At 41.1% G+C, this 20271-nt stretch carries 17 protein-coding genes and 1 tRNA gene; 13 read left to right on the top strand and 5 right to left on the bottom strand.

Translation table 11 applies throughout. From position 1 onward, the window contains the following. The first annotated feature begins 246 nt into the window (after positions 1-246). Together LX64_RS20115 and LX64_RS20110 are read left to right on the top strand one after the other, a co-directional pair. Positions 247-510 carry a hypothetical protein gene (locus LX64_RS20115; RefSeq protein ID WP_111599498.1) on the top strand — a complete coding sequence of 88 codons (264 nt, stop codon included), beginning with the start codon at positions 247-249 and terminating at the stop codon, positions 508-510. An 18-nt stretch (positions 511-528) separates the two neighbouring features. After that, positions 529-828 carry an antibiotic biosynthesis monooxygenase family protein gene (locus LX64_RS20110; RefSeq protein WP_111599497.1) on the top strand — a complete coding sequence of 100 codons (300 nt, stop codon included), beginning with the start codon at positions 529-531 and terminating at the stop codon, positions 826-828. Between the two features lie 8 nt (positions 829-836). Here the strand turns inward: LX64_RS20110 and LX64_RS20105 are convergent, their stop codons facing one another. The 4 genes from LX64_RS20105 to LX64_RS20090 form a co-directional block, all read right to left on the bottom strand. Then, positions 837-1349 (bottom strand): hypothetical protein, encoded by a 513-nt coding sequence (locus tag LX64_RS20105; RefSeq protein WP_111599496.1) that lies wholly within the window; start codon positions 1347-1349, stop codon positions 837-839. A gap of 31 nt (positions 1350-1380) precedes the next feature. Next, complete coding sequence (locus LX64_RS20100) at positions 1381-2130, bottom strand: hypothetical protein (protein ID WP_111599495.1); 750 nt, start codon at positions 2128-2130, stop codon at positions 1381-1383. 55 nt (positions 2131-2185) lie between these two features. Next, positions 2186-2587, bottom strand: coding sequence for a hypothetical protein (locus tag LX64_RS20095; protein WP_111599494.1), 402 nt, complete (start codon positions 2585-2587; stop codon positions 2186-2188). Between the two features lie 195 nt (positions 2588-2782). Next, positions 2783-2856, bottom strand: a tRNA-Arg gene (locus LX64_RS20090). Between the two features lie 114 nt (positions 2857-2970). On the opposite strand from LX64_RS20090, the gene ung reads away from it, so the two are divergent. Both ung and LX64_RS20080 read left to right on the top strand, forming a co-directional pair. Then, positions 2971-3645, top strand: coding sequence for a uracil-DNA glycosylase (gene ung, locus LX64_RS20085; RefSeq protein WP_111599493.1), 675 nt, complete (start codon positions 2971-2973; stop codon positions 3643-3645). A 105-nt stretch (positions 3646-3750) separates the two neighbouring features. Next, entirely contained in the window at positions 3751-4506 is a 756-nt protein-coding gene (locus LX64_RS20080) for a lysophospholipid acyltransferase family protein (RefSeq protein ID WP_111599492.1), read from the top strand. 544 nt (positions 4507-5050) lie between these two features. On the opposite strand, the gene LX64_RS20075 is transcribed toward LX64_RS20080, so the two are convergent. Next, on the bottom strand, positions 5051-7726 hold the full coding sequence (locus tag LX64_RS20075; RefSeq protein ID WP_148707402.1) for a putative LPS assembly protein LptD: 2676 nt from the start codon (positions 7724-7726) through the stop codon (positions 5051-5053). Positions 7727-8124: 398 nt separating this feature from the next. Between LX64_RS20075 and LX64_RS20070 the strand changes: the two genes are divergently transcribed. The 9 genes from LX64_RS20070 to LX64_RS20030 all read left to right on the top strand — a co-directional run bounded on the left by LX64_RS20070 (position 8125) and on the right by LX64_RS20030 (position 20214). Continuing rightward, complete coding sequence (locus tag LX64_RS20070; RefSeq protein ID WP_158538693.1) at positions 8125-9339, top strand: N-acetylmuramoyl-L-alanine amidase family protein; 1215 nt, start codon at positions 8125-8127, stop codon at positions 9337-9339. 112 nt (positions 9340-9451) lie between these two features. Beyond that, a complete protein-coding gene (locus tag LX64_RS20065; RefSeq protein ID WP_111599489.1) occupies positions 9452-10441 on the top strand; it encodes an MlaD family protein in 990 nt (329 codons plus the stop codon). Between the two features lie 9 nt (positions 10442-10450). Continuing rightward, on the top strand, positions 10451-12241 hold the full coding sequence (locus LX64_RS20060; protein WP_111599488.1) for an OstA-like protein: 1791 nt from the start codon (positions 10451-10453) through the stop codon (positions 12239-12241). A gap of 123 nt (positions 12242-12364) precedes the next feature. Further along, positions 12365-13546 (top strand): Na+/H+ antiporter NhaA, encoded by a 1182-nt coding sequence (gene nhaA, locus LX64_RS20055; protein WP_111599487.1) that lies wholly within the window; start codon positions 12365-12367, stop codon positions 13544-13546. Positions 13547-13702: 156 nt separating this feature from the next. Next, on the top strand, positions 13703-14230 hold the full coding sequence (locus tag LX64_RS20050; protein WP_111599486.1) for a hypothetical protein: 528 nt from the start codon (positions 13703-13705) through the stop codon (positions 14228-14230). 88 nt (positions 14231-14318) lie between these two features. Then, positions 14319-15827: an NAD(P)H-hydrate dehydratase gene (locus LX64_RS20045; protein ID WP_111599485.1), complete on the top strand. Its 1509-nt coding sequence runs from the start codon at positions 14319-14321 to the stop codon at positions 15825-15827. Positions 15828-16019: 192 nt separating this feature from the next. Beyond that, the gene (locus LX64_RS20040; RefSeq protein WP_111599484.1) at positions 16020-18242 is read left to right on the top strand and encodes a sodium-translocating pyrophosphatase; all 2223 of its coding nucleotides are present in this window, start codon (positions 16020-16022) and stop codon (positions 18240-18242) included. Positions 18243-18378: 136 nt separating this feature from the next. Next, positions 18379-19302, top strand: a complete 924-nt coding sequence (locus tag LX64_RS20035) for a DUF6263 family protein (RefSeq protein ID WP_111599483.1) — start codon at positions 18379-18381, stop codon at positions 19300-19302. A gap of 12 nt (positions 19303-19314) precedes the next feature. Further along, the gene (locus LX64_RS20030; protein ID WP_111599482.1) at positions 19315-20214 is read left to right on the top strand and encodes a DUF6263 family protein; all 900 of its coding nucleotides are present in this window, start codon (positions 19315-19317) and stop codon (positions 20212-20214) included. Positions 20215-20271 lie beyond the last annotated feature (57 nt).

The following is a 20271-nucleotide window of genomic DNA, read 5'->3' as shown; positions in this document are numbered from 1 at the left end:
ATTGGAATACCGAAATTATTTATATTCGCATATATTTGCGACTTCTTATATTATTAGAAGCTCGCTTCGCTGCAATCATTCAGCACCTTGGAAAGTACACCGGATGATTCGCAATCGAGGAAAGCTCGCGCATTTGCGTGGGCTTCCTGATTATTGCTCGTGTGTACATTCCAAGGTGCTGGGCAATATGATGGAGCCTGCGCATTTTTTATGCAGGTTCATGTACAACCCAAAAACGACACATGAATGCAAAACCTCGAATCACCTAACGTTATCACCCAGAAAGTATCTGCCTTACTACAATCCTTTTTCCTCCAGTTAGAAGAAATCAATTGTACCCATGTTTCACTTTCATTACATATGCCTAGTCATTATTTCGATGAAGTAGCGAAGCTTCAACCTGCTGAAACTGTGCATATCAACGAAGAAAACCATCTCGAATACATCACCCTGCAACTCGATCACGCACCGATTAAAAATATCGTGACTTTCATTAAATCCAAGCAGTAATTTGCCTATTTTAACCGCATGATCTTAGAAGTGGCCATATTACAAGTAAAGCCCGGTGAAACCCAGGCTTTCGAGATAGCTTTTGCCTCTGCGCAAAAGATTATTAGCAGCATGAAAGGCTATGCCGGTCATGAATTACAGCGTTGCATCGAAAAACCTTCGCAATACATTCTATTAGTACGTTGGGAAACATTGGAAGATCATACCATTGGCTTCCGGCAATCGCCCGAATACCAAAGTTGGAAACAATTATTGCATCATTTCTACGACCCCTTCCCTACTGTAGAACATTACGAAAGTATCTATCGCAATAATTGATACATCAATTAGTAAAACACTTTCATTAACACAAACGCTAACACCGCCAATGCAATCGCCTGTGGCCATACTTTGCTATTGGTAGAATGAAAGGTGTTCAATACTTCTCGCGAGAACAATAAAATCAAGAAAATAACAGTGGGGATAAACCGCGGGTAAAGCGTAAAGAAATCCCAATGATGGAAGATATGATTAACAGAAGCATAGAAGGATGCATTTGTTAAAAAACCCATAAGCGTAAGCAGGTTCAAGAAAAGCAAACCCGTTAATCCCCAATGACTCTTCTTCCACACACCTACCAAGGTTAGTACGGCAATTAACAACCCTAAAGTTACCATACCACCTAGCAAGGGAAATAATGCAAAAGAACCGGGCAAATCTTTAGCGTAACGAACAATATCGAGGATGATACTGGCAATAAATAGCCAGAATAAAATGTTAATAACAATCAGTCGCCGGGGGGAAGTGCCCTCGGCTGGTTTAATAAAATAGAAATTAGCTGTGCGTTTAATGGCATTCATAAGATAGGTGGATGTATATGAGATTATGTCATCACAAATATAGGACAATATAAGGCAGTAACAAGTACCTGTAAATCAGTCCAAGCCCCACCGCAAAGGGCATTAATCTCACATAGTTTTTCACCAGCCATGCTTTTGAATTATTGCATTCCATCAGTAGTTTTTTATGGAAGAATAATGGGAAGCAAATAATCGCCATCAATAAACCTGGTCGTTCTACTAAGTTGCCGAGAATATTACATCCAGGTGTATAGAAATTGGGATTCATTACATGATAAGCAAACACTATTGTTAAGTTCAATAACATTAATAAGGGCGCGTATTTCCTTCGTTTGTACAACATTAATAATAATATTCCGAGGGCGGCGCCTTCAAAAAACATGGAGGAAATTACACCATATGCATCTTCAATATCTTGGATTAATATCAAACCTGTGGCACTAACCGAGAGAAAACTAAATAACCCGGCAGCCAATAGTATAAGTAGTACGAAGTAAGCGTAAACATTCAACAAGTAATGTTGCCACAGCGGTTTTGTGCCGAAGTTTTTGATATAATAAAATGTTGATAAGGGGTTTACTTGCTCGAGGAATGCTGGATCATGCTCTATGTAATGCTGTATTGTTTTTTGCTCGTTAATGGCTGCCAGCTTACCGTTTATGCCTCTTTCTTGGAGTATGTTATAGGCGGTTTTTACTTTCTCTGTACTAAAGTCTGCTTCTAGGTAAATGATACTTAGGAGGGCTTTATTATTTAACTGTAATAACTTATCGTTGTGCATACATGTTCATAGGTTAAATAGAAAAACCGGCTTTGTTGCCGGTTTTCAAAAAATATTAATACACTTCTTTTGCTTTATTTACGACCCAACTTTCACCGTATTCTAATTCGCGGGTATCGTTGAGGGTGTAAGGATAATAAAAGTGATAGGCTTCTTCTAAGTGCTTACTTTCTACCCATACGGCTACGGCATCTGTTTTTGCTTGCGTAGCTGGGTTATCTACTTTCACATCGAAAAGGATAACGGCGGCTTTGTATTCGCCTTCTCTTAACGCTTCTTTGAGATCTTCCAGTACTTTATCGGTGCTGGGATTATCGTTTCCATCATAAGTGCCCACATGTACAATGGTGTTGTCACTTTTCATTGCTGCTGCAACGGGGTAAAATTCGCCGTACTTCACAAGTAGGTCATCTACAAATGCAAACGTAACATCTAGTAGCGCTTGAATATCTTCCATGATTTACCAAATAAATGATTCTGGCTGCAATATCCAGCGTTTTTGGGAATAAACACAGCAAAATGAACAAGATGTGAAAAATTAAAGCGGAAAAAGAGAAAAGAATAGTGCATGAAAAGAAGATGGTTTGATACTTCCTACAAATGAAAAAGCCCTCTCTAATTAGTAGAGAAGGCCTTAACGCTCGAATTCTTGTGATCCGATCAGGATTCGAACCTGAGACCTACTGCTTAGAAGGCAGTTGCTCTATCCAGCTGAGCTATCGGACCGATCTTTATTATTTTCCGTTATATATAACTTGTTGTGTTTTATTTTAACGGGAGTGCAAATTTATGTAATTTTCCTGGATATATTCAAATAACTTTGAAAAAATTTTTTTTACGATGGCGGATGTTAAAATTAATGATAGCTGGAAAGTGGTATTAAAGGATGAATTCAAGCAATTTTACTTTGAGCAAATCGTGATGTTTTTAAAACACGAGAAAGCTTTAAACAAGATCATTTATCCTCCAGGTAACTGTATTTTCAATGCTTTCGACCAAACGCCTTTCGATAAAGTAAAGGTAGTAATTTTAGGACAAGATCCTTATCATGGTGCAGGCCAAGCGCATGGACTTTGCTTTTCTGTACAAAAAGGTATTAAGCCTCCTCCATCGTTGGTGAATATTTATAAAGAGATGCACCAAGACTTAGGTATTCCTATTGCAGAAACAGGCGATTTAACACCTTGGGCACAACAAGGTGTGTTAATGTTGAACGCGATTTTAACCGTACGCGCTAACGAACCGGCATCACATTCTAAAATTGGTTGGGAAACATTTACCGATGCCGTGATAAAGAAGATATCCGAACAAAAACGCGGCGTAGTGTTTATATTATGGGGTAAGTTTGCACAAGAGAAAGCAGCGTTAATCGATGCTACTAAACACCATATCTTAAAAGCAGCACACCCTTCACCGTTTAGTGCGCATAGTGGTTTCTTCGGTTGCAAACACTTCTCTAAAACGAACCAATTACTTGTACAAGAAGGTCAGAACCCGGTTGACTGGCGTTTATAACACCTTGTGAACATCTTTTTACAACCTATCTGTACGAGTTTATTATATTTGATGAAGGATTATTATATATAATCCTTCATCCTTATCAATTGTAATCATTCTCACATGAAATGGTTTAGAAACATACTAGGCCGCGTATACGCTGTTTATGGGATTATTATTTTCGTGGTAACCATGTTAATCATGATCTTTCCCATTTGGCTGATTTCCTTCTTACCCGACCCAAAGAAAACTGCGGTATTCCTTAATCTTGCGCGTTTTTGGATGGGCTTCTACTTGCCCATGGTATTTTGCCCAGTGAAACGCAAAGGCTTACATCACTTTAAGAAAGGCCAGAACTATGTTGTTGTAGTGAATCATAATTCATTACTGGATGTTCCCGTTACTTCACCCGGTGTACCCGGACCTAATAAAACGTTAGCTAAGAAAGAGTTTGCAAAAATCCCGCTCTTCGGGATTCTCTATAAAATCGGCTCTGTACTCGTAGATCGTAATGATGAAAAAAGCAGGAAAGACAGTTTAGAGCATATGAAGGCCGTGCTCGACATGGGCATGCATATGTTATTATTTCCCGAAGGCACAAGAAATCGTACAGAATACCCCCTTAAATCGTTCTACAATGGTGCATTTATCCTCGCCATTGAAACACAGAAACCGATTATGGTCGGCATCGTATTCAATACCCGGAAAATCTTAACGCCTGGTAAATTCTTCTATGCCATTCCCCATGCTATTCAATTCCACTTCTTACCCCCTATCGAAACCACGGGGTTAACATTAGAAGACCTACCCGCTTTAAAAGAAAAGATATTCGTGATGATGTGGGATTACTACGATCAACACGCCGCTCAACTAGCTTAATTCTTTATAACATATTGAATCTAAGGCCTTTACCGAACCCAGGTGCAGGCCTTTTTTTGTTATCTCACACATTATCAACCAGTTAATACAGGGGGAGATAGGCTTGGGATAGGCTTAGGATAGGCTTTAGATAGGGTCGAGATAGGCTTGGGATAGGGTGAGGATAGGCTCGAGATAGGGTATTGCCAGGGAAAGGATAGGGTTAATACGATAGAATATATATCAAACAGCTTAGAGGAACATGGGAATTACTTAGTATTTACATGGAATTACATGGGAATTACATGGAATTCACATGAAAACACCTTAAAGGGTAGCTGGATGACATATAAACATTACTTAGCACGAATAGGGTTGTAAAAGGAGAAGGAAGGAGAACAATTTACAAGGCTGCTATATGATAAGGAGGTGGTAAGGAATAACGTACCATGTACACTTCAAAACACAATAATCGATACGGCTAGGATACGAATGTATGCTTTATATGCTTAAAACAAGAACAGTCTCTACGTTTGTAGAGACTGTTCTGCTATATGTTAAGTAGTTACAAGTCCTGGAACTGCCGCGTTCGGTTGATGCGAAGATCGCGGAGAATACCTGCTTTCGGGTTGATGGTAATGCTAAACTGGCGGAAGCTACCAAATGGTACCAAGTTGATCGACATTTGCCAACAGTGCATATCGCGGGAAATATACATGGTTGTATAGGCGATGCGCTTGTTGATGAAGTCGAAACCGGAGTTCAAGCCTACTTTCCATTTCGGCGTTAAGCTAAAGTCGCCATTGAAACTGAGGTACTGGTTGAAGATGGTTGTATCGCGCCTGTAATCCGAGGTACGGCTTTTCGACATGTTCAGCGAGTACGAAAGGTCTAAGCGCCATGGAATATCGAAGTCCACGTATTCACCCGGGTTGCGGCGCACCATTTCCAATTGGCGTTGTTGCGCTTGCATTTGGGCATCGCTCGTTTGCTCTGTTTCTATATCTTGCTTCTGTTGTTCTTTCTGTTTAGACTTCTTATCGCCGCTTTGGAACGAGGTACTCATCGATACCGTCACGTCTGTTAAACGACCAATATTAAATCCTTTTCCTCCTTTCCAAGCATAGGTAGGCGTTCGCCTACCGAGGGAATCGTATTGGTATGGATCTACGTTGGCGGTGGCCGAGATATTTACTTTATCAAATAAGTTCGTACGTGCGTAGAAGTTAATGGTTGACAATTTGAAGGAGTCTACCACCAAGTTATAGCTACCATTGAAACCAAAACCATCCAATAGCTTCACTTTCCGCTCGCCTGTACTATCTTTCTTCGACTTCACCTTCATTTCCAAGTTGTTATCCAATCCGAACGAGATACCACCGAAGGCCTGGGCTGCCGGGGTGCCATATACCGAACCATCAAAGTACGATACACGTTGGAAGGCCCTTGCCGTATTACCGGTATCGATCCGCAGGTTATAGTAATATTTCGAACCGAAATCAGGAGAATAGTTCATACCCACAGTTGGGCGCATTACGTGGCGAATCTTTGTTACTTTAGAGTTCTTACCAAAGCTATACATACCATATACAGCCGTAGCCAAAGATACCCCTACGCTCATTTCCTGTAACCTGTAGAAGCCGCCTTGGTAAGCTGTATCGATTTTATTGTTGAGGGAATCGTATGTACGTACAATTCGTTTTGTATACCATCTTTCGCCGTAGTTAACAGACGGCGACATGGTAATATTTTTTGTAATAGGGATAGAGAATGAAATCGGTATTTGGTGCTGAATACCGGTTTGCATGTTCTTCAACATGCCTTCCTTCCCGAATAAACTGTCTTTAAAGCTAGCGGTGTTACGCGCGTTTAAGTTATACGCCACACCAATTTTCTCGAACCATTTCGGGGTACCGCTTACGCCGTTCTTTTGAAATGGATACAAGGTATTTACGGTGAAGCTAGCTTCCGGCAAGGTAATGACCACGTCTCTTGTAGAGGTATTCTGAGAGTGGTTCATACTTACGGTTAAGTTATATGGCTTGCCTGCCCAGCTTTTGCTATAGGCAATCGACGAGCTCATCATATTATTCAAACGCGTAGCGTAATCGTATGTGTTATAGGTGTTGTACGTAGAGGTACCAAAGTTCACGTTGGCACTGAAGTTTGTACCAGGTCGTGCTTTACTGTCCATGCTATGGTTCCAGGTAACCCTAAAGTCGCGGCTATTAGAGAAGTCTTGCTTTACTTCCTTATCACCAATTCTTGTGGTAGCCACGGCAATATTGAAACCACCATTGTACTTATACCTTTTGCGGTAGGTAGGACTAAGGGTTAATCCCCAGCTACCGTACGAGTAGATAGCGCCGCGCATGGTTAAATCTAAGTGTTCACCTAAGCCGAGGTAATAACCACCATTTTCAAGACCGATACCTTTTTGTTGGTTCACAGTGTATTGTGGCGGTAAAATACCGGAGCGTTGACCTTGTGTAATGGGGAAGATGGCGAACGGGATGAATAAAGGTGTTGGAATACCTTCGATTTCCAAGTTAGCCGGCCCAGAAACAATGATCTTGTCGGGGATTACTTTAATTTTTCTAGCACGGAAAGCGAAGTGCGGGGTATCGAGGTTACAGGTGGTGTAACCGTTACGGAACCCGAAAATCGTGTTATCCGGTGATTTTTTTATTTGTTCACTGTGTACAAAGCCTTCGCCGTACACGGCTTTTGTATGAAATATTTTTGCCTTTTGGGAGATGAAACTATAGCGAATGGTATCTGACTCAGTTTCTTGATCGCCGCTATTTAAGATGGGGCGACCTTGTTTTTTACCCGTAGAATCGGTCACATTCATGGCTTCTAGGATGCCGGTTTCTTGTGAGAAATTCATGCGGGCGGCAGTCAGGTGTATATCTTTATACTTTACATCTGCGTTATTATAAAGGTAGAAACGCTTTTCTTTGAATCGTAATACGATTGAGTCGGTAGCTTTGAAAGTAACGCGTGCGTCGAGGCTATCGGCCGACATTTTCGGCATGTTTAATGTATCTACGATAACTGTGTCTTTCACAGTGGGCAGGCTATCGGTGGGTGTGAAAATAGCTGTAGCCGGCACTGGAACAGTGTCGGGCTTTAGGTCGTTCACAATAGATTGTTTGCCTTCAGCAGGTGTGGTACCGGCTTTTTTGGGTTTCGTTACAGGCTTCGTTGTATCTGCGAAAAAAATGTTAAATTCCGACAAACGATGTAACGAACTCCGTCCGAAGCTGTCTATAATAAAAGGCAGCGTCAAGAAAACGGCAATCAATAGCAGGGAAAGCTGCCTAAAAAACTTTTTATAATTATTTTTGCTAAAAGGGTACATGTGTTAAGCGGGCACAAACCTACAAGATTTTATACAAATTATTACATTCGTTTATAGATATTTGATGTGGATGTGGATGATAGTAGTGTTTGACGACGCACATAGGTATAAAAGTTGATGTTAAATTTACAAAAGCATATCCCTTAAACTTAAATAGAAAAACAAGCAACCCATTAAACAAACAAGTAAACATGCGTTGGACAAGATTGACGATACCAGGATTGAGCATACTTTTAATTTTTCCGATTCTTTTAGGAGCAAAAATCAATCCGGGTTTGCCAGGGAAACAAGAGAAACCGATTAAAACAATTGTAATTGATGCTGGGCACGGTGGTACCGACCATGGTGCAGTAGGAAAGTATTCTTCCGAAAAGCAAGTTGCGCTTCAGGTTGCTTTAAAACTGGGAAAGATTTTAGAAGAAAAAATGCCAGATGTTAAAATTGTGTATACACGGAAAGAAGATCGATTTGATAACGTTCGTGTAAAAGCCGACATCGCCAATAATGCTAAAGGTGATCTTTTCATTTCTATACACTGTAACTCGGCCCCTAAGCTTCGCAGGGTAGTGGGTACGAAAAACGTAACAGTAGGCAAGGGCAAGAAAAGGAGAACGGTGAAACAAAATGTGTACGAAACCTACCCTAACCCAGCTAAAGGAACGGAAACCTACATTTGGGCCAGCGATCGTAACACAGCTAAAATGCAATCGATGCGTGGTATCTCTTCGGTAATTGTATTGGATGCTAACTCGGAAGAAACCAAGCAGTTGTTAGATACAGATGATCCTGAAACTATTATCATGCTTTCTACTTTAAGGAATGCATTCTTTGAAAATAGCTTGAAACTGTCGAACTACATCCAAGACGAATTTACGAACATCGGCCGTATTAACAGGGGCGCTCGTCAACGTAATGAAAAGGGTATCCTCGTATTACAGGCCACGGCCATGCCCAGTGTTTTAGTAGAATTAGGCTTCATTTCTAACCCTGAAGAAGAAGATTATTTAAATAGCCAGGAGGGTCAGAAAGAACTTGCGGAAGGTATTTACAATGCTGTAAAGAAGTATAAAGAAGACCTTGAAAAGTACGGTTCTAAAAATGCCGCTGCTGAAACACCGGTGACTAAATCAAAATCAAAAAATAACATAAAGAAAGGAACCGCGAGTACCGCGAAAGTTTATGTAAAGAATGAACGAGGTGTTACGAATCCTTCTATCAGTAAAAATACAACCGTTAATAAAAATACTACAGCAACTAGCGCCTCTTACAAGGTGCAGTTGCTGGTTTCTACCAAAAACTACGCTACAAACGCCCCGCTCTTCTCAAAATTGAAAGGAAAAGTAACAAAAGAGGAAATAGTTATTAACAAAAAAAAGAAGCATAAATACATGTGGGGCCTATTTCGAACGGAATCCGAAGCCCGCGATGCTCTCCGAAAAGCACGCCAGTTGGGCTTCCCCGATGCATATGTAGTAGCCCCCAATAAGTAGTTGTCCCCATACCTCCCCACCCCTTCCCCACAAATAACTTAGCAATAATTTCCGCCCCCAAGCTTCACAAACGGTTTTTGATTATTTTTGCAGCAACCATACTTATTAATCGATGCTCAAGATATCAAACGAAACCAAGGTTGGTGTATTAACGGCTGTTGGTATTACCTTACTGGTACTAGGATTCAATTTGTTAAAAGGCAAAAGTCTTTTCTCTAACAAGAAAATCATTTATGCCGTTTATACACAAGTAAATGGTTTGCAGCCTGCCAATACGGTGGAAGTAAATGGTTTAGTGGTCGGTAGTGTATTGAACCTCGATGTGATGGACAAAAACGCCGGCAGGATTTTGGTAACCCTCCAGATCAATAAAAAGATCGAAATCCCGAAAAACTCGGTCGCTCGTATTAGCTCCGATTTATTGGGAACTAAGAAAGTACAAGTAGATTTCGGTAATGCAAATGATTACCTCAAAAGTGGCGATACCTTGTATGCTGCTGTAGATGGTTCTATTTCTGATGCATTGAAAGAACAATTAAACCCACTCGTAGCGAAATTACAAGTAACCCTTTCAAACGTAGACAGCGTTTTATTGGCCGTAAACGGTATTTTCGACCCTGCTACAAAAGGCAACCTCCGCGAAGCGATCAACAGTTTAAATGCTACTATGCATAATTTAAACAATGCATCTGGCTCTGTTGATAGGTTGTTGGCGTCTAACGGTAGCGTATCTACGACATTGAACAACTTGTCTTCCTTCTCTACCAACCTTAACAACAACAATGATAAAATCAATGCCGTGTTAGCGAATGCCGAGAAAGCTACCGCTTCCTTAGCGAACGGTGACATTGATAAATCATTGGACCAGTTGAAGCAAACGGTAACCAACTTGAACAGTTTTATGTCGAAGTTGAATAGTAAAGACGGCACTTTGGGATTATTGATGAATGACAAGGCGGTTTATAACAACCTGCAAAACACTTTATCAAACCTCAATAAGTTAATGGAAGACCTCCGTTACAACCCGAACCGTTACGTGCATCTTTCCTTGTTTGGTAAAAAGAATAAAGTACTGCCAATCCCATCTGATTCGGCAAAATAGTATACACTGATGTTGAAAAAAATCGCAACCGGGCTACTCCCACTCCTTGGTTTAGCTTTGGCTGGTCATATATTGGCGAACGCATTACCCACCTCTAGGGTCGGTAATGCGCAGTCATTTCAAGAAGATACGTCTAAAACAATCCATGTTATTAATGCTAAAAGCTTGGAAGGTGAGAAGTTAGCCGACGGAACAGATATCACCAGGTTTAAAGACAACGTTATTTTTAGGCAAGGTACTACCTACCTGTATTGCGATAGTGCCGTGTTGAACAAGGTATCCAACATTGTGGATGCTTATGGTCATGTTCATATTAACCAAGCAGATAGTGTACATACGTATGCCGACCTCTTGCATTATGATGGGAACCCACGTATTGCCACGCTTATTGGGAATGCGAAGCTAACAGATGGTAAAACCACCATTGTTGGGCCGGAGTTGAGTTATGATTTGAATGCAAAAATTGGTACGTACTTAAAAGGTGGCAAACTAACGAATACCAAAACGGTGCTCACCAGCGGTGTTGGTTATTATTACGCCACTACAAAAGATGTGTTCTTCAAGAACGATGTATTACTTGTAGATCCAGAATATACCCTTAGCACCGATACCTTACTTTATAATACAGATACTAAAATCGCTACGATCATCGCCCCTACCACTATTTATGATGGTAAAACAACGATGTATACCACAAGCGGCTATTATAACACGGAACTCGGTTATGGCGATTTTGGTTCACGCCCTATTATCGAGGATAGTACAAGTCGTTTTACAGCGAATGCTATCCAAATGGATAAAAAAACAGGGATGGCCTATGCTACCGGTAACCTTGTTTGGCGTGATACAGCACAAAAGATTTCTGTACTCGGTAATTACGGCGTGGTGAATCAAAACGAGAAATCGTTGATGGCTACCCAGAAGCCCGTGTTATTGTTAGAAGGAAAGGATACAATCTTTATAGCAGGAGATACCTTGTTCTCGGGTATAGAAAAGCCTGTAAAGGATATGATAAAGAAGAACATCGACTCTACGAAGAAAGTCAATGCTGCTGCCGCTGCGAAGAAACAAAATCCAAGAAGCCAGGCCATTACCCCTTTGAAACCCGTTTCTCAAGATGACCCAATGGGAGGTAATGATCCTGTAGCTCGCTTAGATAGCGCTTCTATTCCAGCAGATAGCGCATTCGCCCACATGAAAAAAGATACCGTGAAAACGCCTGCAGACACAACGGAATACCGTTATATGAAGGCGTTCCACCATGTAAAAATATTCTCCGATTCACTGCAAGGTGTTGCTGATAGTGTATATTATACGAGCCGCGATTCTGTATTCCGCTTGTATGGCAACCCATTGTTATGGTCGCGCGAGTACGAGATGTTTGGAGATACGGTGAAATTATTCACGAAAAATCAAAAAGCCAGCCGTGTATTGTTAGATCAAAATGCGATGGTGATTAGCAAGGTATCTAAAGACTTATACAACCAAGTAAAAGGACGCGTAATTTGGGCGTATATTAGCAATGATAAACTTGACTCTATCCATGTAGAAGGAAATGCTGAAACGGTTTATTACGTACAAGATGAGGATAGTAGCTTCATTGGTATTACGCACTTAAAATGTGCCCGTGTGATGGTGTATTTTGAAAATGGAGAAGTAGATCGCGCGGTATATATTAAGGAGCCGGATGGTATCATGGACCCGATGGGACAAAAAACTCGCGAGATCATGTTTTTACCAGGCTTCCATTGGGACCCAGAAAAACGACCTAAGACGAAATACGAGCTTATCGGTAATTAGCGACTTATATTATTACATACGTTTTTGTTACAAGAACAAAAGCAAATTTTTACCGGTGCTTCAAACGCTTTTTATCAATAAGCTTTGAAGCATCGGTGTTTTTATCATCTAAAATTTGACACAATGGCGAAAAAATGGAAACTATTTGAACAGAAGATTTTATCACCTATTTACCAATTTTTACACGATAGTAGAGCGGTAGGAATCGTACTAGTTTCCTGTACAATCCTTTCTTTATTGTTAGCCAATTCGCCATGGTCGCAACAATACATCCAGTTCTGGGCACACCTTTTTAATCCAAGTAGTGGTCATCATTACGATGTACAAGGCTTGCACTTTCCCAACTCCAATTTAATGTGGATCAATGATGGGCTAATGGCCCTGTTCTTCTTCCTTGTAGGCATGGAAATCAAGCGTGAATTAACTACAGGGGAATTATCTAGCATTCGCCGTTCGTTGATGCCTGTTTTAGCAGCTATTGGCGGCATGGTTTGCCCGGCATTGATTTATACGTTATTTAATGGGGGTACCGATTATGCACATGGTTGGGGTATACCGATGGCTACGGATATTGCCTTTTCTTTAGGCATCTTATCATTATTGGGTAACCGCGTACCGGTAAATCTGAAAATATTCTTAGCTGCACTGGCTATTATCGATGACTTAGGAGCTATTTTAGCGATTGCTATATTTTACACCGATGAATTACATACCAGTTATTTACTAGTAGGTGGCGGAATAATGGTAGTATTATTAGCATTGAATTACTTCAAAGTACAGCGGCTGGTATTCTATTTTATACCGGGTATTATATTATGGTATTGCATTTTCAACAGTGGCATTCATGCTACCATTGCGGGTGTTTTGCTCGCCTTTACAATACCTTTGAGCAAGGTGCATAAATTGGAAAACTTCTTACACGACCCCGTTAACTTTATAATAATGCCATTGTTTGCCCTTGCCAACACGGCCATTAAGTTCCCGGCCGACTTACTACATGCATTTACGAACAAGGTGAGTTATGGTATTATGTTGGGATTGGTTATTGGGAAACCATTGGGCATCTTTTTCTTCTCTTATATAGCTGCGAAACTAAAAATTGCGGCCTTACCGGATGGTGCAAAATGGAAACAGTTGTTGGGTGTGGGTATGATTGCGGGCATTGGATTTACCATGTCGATCTTCATTTCTACATTGGCTTTCAAAGAATTGGAGATGCAGATCGTGGCGATTATGTCGGTGATATTAGCGAGTGTAGTGGCGGCATTAATGGGATTTATTTTTATCAAGCGGCTGAAGGCATAACAGATAATTAACATTTGGCATTGTTCTTGTAAATACCCTACCAGCATTATTTACAGCATACACGATTGTAATGTTGCTACCTATGCGCTATTGTGTTATCTACAATACACGTAGCAAAACAATTTTTGAAAAACCATTTATAAATACGATCCAACGATGAAAAAGATCATGCTAATTTTTGGAGTGATGTTATTCGTAGCACTTCAATCCAACGCACAAAAGAGGAATTATAGTAACAGCAGCGTGGGCAATTACAACACCGCTATTGGTGTGCGCGTAAACCCTTGGTCGATTGGTTTTACTGCTAAACATTTTATTGCCGGTCCACACGCTATTGAAGGTATCGTTAGCCATCAATTTGCTGGATACGATAATGCGAATGTAACAATCACTGGTTTGTACGAATACCATTGGAATGTGTTCGGTAAGAAAGAATGGAACATGTTTGCTGGTGGTGGTTTACACGGTGGTGCTTACAAAACAGATTATTGGGATAATGGTCGTCGCAAAGATGGCGATACGAAAGGTGTATTTGGCTTGGACGCGATTTGGGGTGTTGAATATACATTCAAGAACATTCCATTGACTTTACAAGGCGATTTAAAACCTTACGTAAACTTCACTGGTGGTCATGATTACTACGGTGAACAAATCTTCGGTGCATCTGCAAGATTCACTTTCTAAAATTCTAAGCTTCATAAGAATATAGCTCATCCATCTTCCCCAAGATTATGAAACCCTGGCATTCGCCGGGGTTTCGTATTTTTATACTATGAAAATCTTATCCGCCCAGCAAATTAAAGCGGCCGACGCTTATACCATTGCAAACGAACCCATATCAAGTATTGATTTAATGGAACGTGCTGCTAGCGCTTGTGCGCAATGGATCAGCGCACATTTTTCTTCTTCCGAAACAGTGCATATCTTCTGTGGAAAAGGGAATAATGGTGGTGATGGCTTAGCCATTGCACGGTTATTATGGGAGCAAGATTACAAAGTGCAAGTATACATAGTGGAAGTTAGCCTGCACGCTACGGACGACTTTACAGCGAACTTGGAAAAACTACCTATACAACCCCAATACATCCATGCTTCCCACGAGGTGCCAAGCATAACAACAGGCATTGTAGTAGATGCGATACTTGGCACAGGGCTCAACCGTCCTGTAGAAGGTTGGTTGGCGGGGGTATTTCATCATATCAACAACTTACAACAACAAATACCCATCCTATCAATTGATGTGCCATCGGGCATGATGATCGATAGTAGTTCGGAAAAATCGACGTGTATACATGCACGTTATACATTAAGTTTCGAGGTATATAAATTGGGCTTTTTATTACCAGAAAATGCGGAACGTGTAGGCGAGATTGTGCTATTGCCTATTGGGTTACATCCTGAGTTTTTACAGCGAGAGTCTACACCTTACCATATTGTAGATGCAGCCATGGTAAGGGCATTATATCAACCGCGTAAAAGCTTTGCACATAAAGGAACGTATGGTCATGCTTTGCTCATTGCCGGTAGTTATGGTAAAATAGGCGCAGCTGTATTAAGTGCGAAAGCATGTTTACGAAGCGGCGTTGGGTTGTTAACAACTTACCTTCCTAGTTGTGGATATAACATCATGCAAACAAGTGTTCCGGAGGCCATGTGTATTACAGATCCACGCAACGAGCTATCGATGCAATTCTACACCTTGGTACAAGAAAAACAGCAATACAATACCATTGGCATTGGGCCGGGTTTAGGAACAGATGTGAGCACAGCAAAGGGGCTGGAGAAGCTTTTATTACAGTATAAGCAAGCCATGGTAATAGATGCGGATGCATTAAACATAATTTCGCAATACCCGCGTTTATTGGATCAAATTCCTGCCAATAGTATCTTAACACCTCATCCCAAAGAGTTTGAACGTTTATTTGGAGCCACTAGCAACCAATTCGAGCGGTTATCCTTGCTGCGTGAGAAAGCCGTTCAATACAAACTATATATCTTACTAAAAGGCAAGTTTAGCGCTATTGCCTGCCCAGATGGCGTGGTTTACTTTAACTCAACCGGTAACCCGGGTATGGCTACGGGTGGAAGTGGCGATGTATTAACGGGTATCTTAACCGGTTTATTAGCACAAGGCTACCAATCGAAAGTAGCCGTATTGCTGGGTGCTTATATTCATGGCGCGGCAGGTGACGCAGCTGCGGAACAATTATCCCAAGAAGCCATGGTAGCGGGCGACATCATTGATTTCTTAGGTGAAATATTCAAAAAACTACCCAATTAAAACAGTCCAAACCAGCCACAGCAGGGCTTTACAATCGATATACAAAAAATCTATAGCACCCCAACAATTCTATCGACCCAAATTATTTCTAAGAAAAAAATCCCCATTCATTAGAAATAAATGGTTTATATTACTACACTAATAATTTTTCACTGATACATTTTTTTGCAACCAATTTTTAAAGGGCTTATTATGAATTTAATCTACATCGTACCTTTTTTCGGAGTGATTGCATTATTGTTCACGGCCGTAAAAAGTGCATGGGTTTCACGTCAAGACGCAGGCGATGCGCGCATGAAAGAGATCGCCACACACATTGCCGAAGGGGCAATGGCATTTTTAAAAGCTGAGTATAAAATTTTAACGGGATTCGTAATTATTGCCGCCCTTTTATTAGGATACATGGGAGCATCTCATGAGAATAGCGACTGGACGATTGCCTTAGCATTTATCTTAGGTGCCGTGTTTTCTGCGTTAGCGGGATTCATAGGCATGAAAATAGCCACCAAGGCGAATGTACGCACAGCACATGCTGCACGTACAAGCTTAGCCCGTGCATTAAAAGTTTCTTTTACCGGCGGTTCGGTAATGGGGATGGGTGTTGCAGGCTTAGCTGTATTGGGATTAGGCGGATTATTTATTGTATTGAAAACATATTTCGGGGCGGAAGCACATACCGCCGAAATGTTTAAAACCATTGAAGTATTAACAGGTTTCTCCCTTGGTGCTGAAAGTATTGCCCTCTTCGCCCGCGTTGGTGGTGGTATTTACACGAAAGCGGCCGATGTTGGTGCTGACTTAGTAGGTAAAGTAGAAGCCGGTATCCCGGAAGATGATCCACGTAACCCAGCTACCATTGCCGATAACGTAGGTGATAATGTGGGCGACGTAGCCGGTATGGGTGCTGATCTATTTGGTTCTTACGTAGCCACAGTATTAGCCACCATGGTATTGGGATCTGAAACAACAGCTACGGATAATTTCGGTGGTATTTCTCCCGTGTTATTACCCATGCTTATTGCAGGTTGCGGTATTATCTTCTCCATCATCGGTACTTGGTTTGTACGTATTAGCGAAACAGCAGGATTAAACACCAGCAGTGTTCAAAAAGCACTGAATATGGGTAACTGGGGTTCTATTGTAATTACCGCGGTTGCTTCTTATTTCTTAGTGCAATATATTTTGCCCGATAACCTTACACTCCGTGGCTTTGAGTTTACGAAGAACGGGGTATTCGGTGCGATTATAGTTGGTTTGGTTGTAGGAACTTTGATGAGTATTATCACGGAATATTACACCGCCATGGGTAAACGCCCGGTTCGTTCTATTATTCGTCAATCTGCTACCGGCCATGCTACCAACATTATTGGTGGTTTATCGGTAGGTATGGAATCGACCATGTTGCCAATTATTGTATTAGCAGGTGGTATTTACGGTTCTTATGCCTTTGCCGGCTTATATGGTGTGGCCATTGCAGCAGCCGGTATGATGGCTACTACAGCCATGCAATTAGCGATCGATGCCTTTGGTCCTATTGCCGATAACGCGGGTGGTATTGCTGAAATGAGCGAATTACCGAAAGAAGTACGTGAGAAAACAGATATTTTGGATGCAGTAGGTAATACTACAGCTGCTACGGGTAAAGGCTTCGCGATTGCCTCTGCGGCATTGACTGCTTTGGCTTTGTTTGCAGCATTTGTGGGTATTGCAGGTATCCAAGGTATTGATATTTATAAAGCGGATGTATTATCTGGTTTATTCATTGGCGCCATGATTCCGTTCATCTTCTCATCTTTGGCAATTGCGGCGGTTGGTCGTGCAGCCATGGCCATGGTAGAAGAAGTTCGTAGGCAGTTCCGTGAAATCCCGGGGATTTTGGAAGGTACAGGCAAACCGGAATATGAAAAGTGCGTGGCAATTTCTACGCAAGCGTCTATCCGTGAAATGTTATTACCAGGTGCAATTGCGTTGATTTCACCATTAATTATCGGGTTTATTTTCGGCCCCGAGGTATTGGGTGGCTTCTTAGCAGGTGCAACCGTTAGTGGTGTATTAATGGGTATGTTCCAGAATAATGCCGGCGGTGCTTGGGATAACGCGAAGAAAAGCTTCGAAAAAGGCGTTGAAATCAACGGCGAAACTTATTACAAAAAATCGGAACCACACAAAGCATCTGTAACAGGTGATACAGTGGGTGATCCATTTAAAGATACTTCTGGTCCTTCTATGAACATCCTCATTAAATTAATGTCGATTGTTTCATTGGTAATTGCGCCAACATTGGCATCTATGCACAATACGCGTGCAGTTACTGAAAAAGCACCCGTTGAGGCACCCAAAACAAAAGAAGCAAAAGAAACAAAGCAACAAGTTGTTACTTTTCTCCTGCCTAAAGGTTATACCTACAAATGCTAGTATAACCGTTGAAAGCCGCACCTCGCGGTATTCACGTTAGAACATCATACACTTTTTTTCAAGGGTCTCTACGAAGTTAGAGGCCCTTTTTCTTTATATATACATTATATTGCGATTGAATCACATATATAATCCTATGAAATACCTATTAACGACCATATCGCTGTTGATGATCGTTTGCCTAGCTACTGCGCAGCAAAACGCGGGCAAAGTGGAGGTAAGAACCGTGTTGAAAGAAGGCGATGTGTATGAATTATCCTATGCTACGTTCACGAAAAGCATTACCCAAGCATTCGGAAAAAACAATGATGAGCTGCTTGATCTTGACTTCGTATTTAAAGTAGAGGTAAAAGAAGCCGATACCCGTGGCCGCAACTTGTTGAACATTTCCCTTGTTCGTTTGAAGCTTGTACTGCAAGACCGTACGGCACTATATGGGTTCGACTCGGAAGAACCCAATGCCATCATCGAACGCTCGAGTGATTCTACGGAGATTCATGTAAATACGGCTTTACGGAATGCCTTTGGGCAATTCATGGATCAAACATTTCATGGTCGCTTCTTAGAAAATGCCAGCATCGGTAATATCACCGGGGTTGATTCCATTTGGCAAAAGATCTTCATTACATCCACCGAAAAAACCAATTACCAAAAAGAAGTGGAAAACATTGCCACCGGCCTTTTAAACAACCTATTCTTCAGCGAATGTATGAACCGTGTTTTACTGCCTCCAACACAGGAAAAAGTAGGCAAGAACGATAGCTGGATGGACGTAGACCTTGTAGATAACCATGTTGGTTTACACATGCAAAGAGAATATACCGTGAAGGAAATCTTCAAAGACAAATTCCAACTTGTGTCTGAAACAAACTTTGTAAACCCCTTACCGGCCAACCTTCACTTATCGTACAAAGGCAAATACTTAGTAGATAAAGCGTCGAATACCGTATTAGCGGGTAGCTTGTTGAAGCAAATTAAAGGACAGGTGAAGAATAAAGAATATAGCGGTCCAATTGACGCAACGGAAAATATTACCTTCTCCATGATCAAAATGAATTAATAACTTTGGTTTATGAAGAAACTTTTACTATTCCTAACTATTATTAGCATCTCCAGCATTGTAATTGCGCAGAAAAAAGTGGTATTGAAAACGACCTTGAAAGAAGGGCAACGTTTTGAATATTCTACTGATATTGACCAAGACATTCATATTGGCAATAGTGGTCAAGACATGAACATGGTCATCGGCAGTGATGTAGACATTATTGTTGGTAAAACCGGTGCCGACAAAACAACCGAATTACTATTCACTTATACCCGCATGAAATATCTCATGAAAATGGGAGAAGAGGCCATGGGGTTTGATTCCGAAGACAGTTTAGCTATTAAAATTGATACTGCCGATATGAAATCGGTGATGATCAATTCTGTTTTTAAAAGCATGTTTGGCGGCATGATTAATGCGAGCTTTAAAGTGTATGTAGATGCACAATTTAAAGTGGTAAAAGTGACAGGCATTAATGAAATGGTAGATAAAATTTTGGAGGGGATAGACTTTTTAGGTGAAGAAGAGAAAGCCGCTATGAAAAAGGGCATGGCAAGTGGCTTAAGTGATGAAGCCATGTTGGAGAACCTAAAAACGATGATGATGCAATGGCCATCAAAGCCAGTGGGCGTAAATGATACATTCAACATTAAAATCAGCAATCCCAAGTTGGCCCTTGTTACTACTTACAAAGTACAAGAAATCAAAGCACCCGTGGTGAAATTCGCGCTAAACGGTGTTGCTGAAGTTACAGAAGGCCACCTAAAAGGTACACAAACCGGGTTTGCAGAAGTAGACCTTACAACAGGAATGACCACCCGCTCTGAAATTTCCCAAGAATTAAGCAATAAAGACGAAGCGCCTTCCGACGATTTTATTACTACAATAAAGTCGAAAGCTGTCGTGGGAATTAAAAAGAAAAAGTAACTGCATCCATAACAGCTGCAAAAGCCACCTGCATGCGGGTGGCTTTTTTTATTATAA

It is taken from the genome of Chitinophaga skermanii (assembly GCF_003259335.1).
In the GTDB taxonomy this organism is placed as follows: Bacteria; Bacteroidota; Bacteroidia; order Chitinophagales; family Chitinophagaceae; genus Chitinophaga; species Chitinophaga skermanii.
The sequence above is the reverse complement of the archived record's forward strand: the minus strand, read 5'-3'. Positions and strand labels throughout refer to the sequence as shown.

Coding starts and splice junctions, on each gene's coding strand:
- LX64_RS20115 (WP_111599498.1), top strand. CDS start 247: ATGCAAAACCTCGAATCACCTAACGTTATCACCCAGAAAGTATCTGCC.
- LX64_RS20110 (WP_111599497.1), top strand. CDS start 529: ATGATCTTAGAAGTGGCCATATTACAAGTAAAGCCCGGTGAAACCCAG.
- LX64_RS20105 (WP_111599496.1), bottom strand. CDS start 1,349: ATGAATGCCATTAAACGCACAGCTAATTTCTATTTTATTAAACCAGCC.
- LX64_RS20100 (WP_111599495.1), bottom strand. CDS start 2,130: ATGCACAACGATAAGTTATTACAGTTAAATAATAAAGCCCTCCTAAGT.
- LX64_RS20095 (WP_111599494.1), bottom strand. CDS start 2,587: ATGGAAGATATTCAAGCGCTACTAGATGTTACGTTTGCATTTGTAGAT.
- ung (WP_111599493.1), top strand. CDS start 2,971: ATGGCGGATGTTAAAATTAATGATAGCTGGAAAGTGGTATTAAAGGAT.
- LX64_RS20080 (WP_111599492.1), top strand. CDS start 3,751: ATGAAATGGTTTAGAAACATACTAGGCCGCGTATACGCTGTTTATGGG.
- LX64_RS20065 (WP_111599489.1), top strand. CDS start 9,452: ATGCTCAAGATATCAAACGAAACCAAGGTTGGTGTATTAACGGCTGTT.
- LX64_RS20060 (WP_111599488.1), top strand. CDS start 10,451: ATGTTGAAAAAAATCGCAACCGGGCTACTCCCACTCCTTGGTTTAGCT.
- nhaA (WP_111599487.1), top strand. CDS start 12,365: ATGGCGAAAAAATGGAAACTATTTGAACAGAAGATTTTATCACCTATT.
- LX64_RS20050 (WP_111599486.1), top strand. CDS start 13,703: ATGAAAAAGATCATGCTAATTTTTGGAGTGATGTTATTCGTAGCACTT.
- LX64_RS20045 (WP_111599485.1), top strand. CDS start 14,319: ATGAAAATCTTATCCGCCCAGCAAATTAAAGCGGCCGACGCTTATACC.
- LX64_RS20040 (WP_111599484.1), top strand. CDS start 16,020: ATGAATTTAATCTACATCGTACCTTTTTTCGGAGTGATTGCATTATTG.
- LX64_RS20035 (WP_111599483.1), top strand. CDS start 18,379: ATGAAATACCTATTAACGACCATATCGCTGTTGATGATCGTTTGCCTA.
- LX64_RS20030 (WP_111599482.1), top strand. CDS start 19,315: ATGAAGAAACTTTTACTATTCCTAACTATTATTAGCATCTCCAGCATT.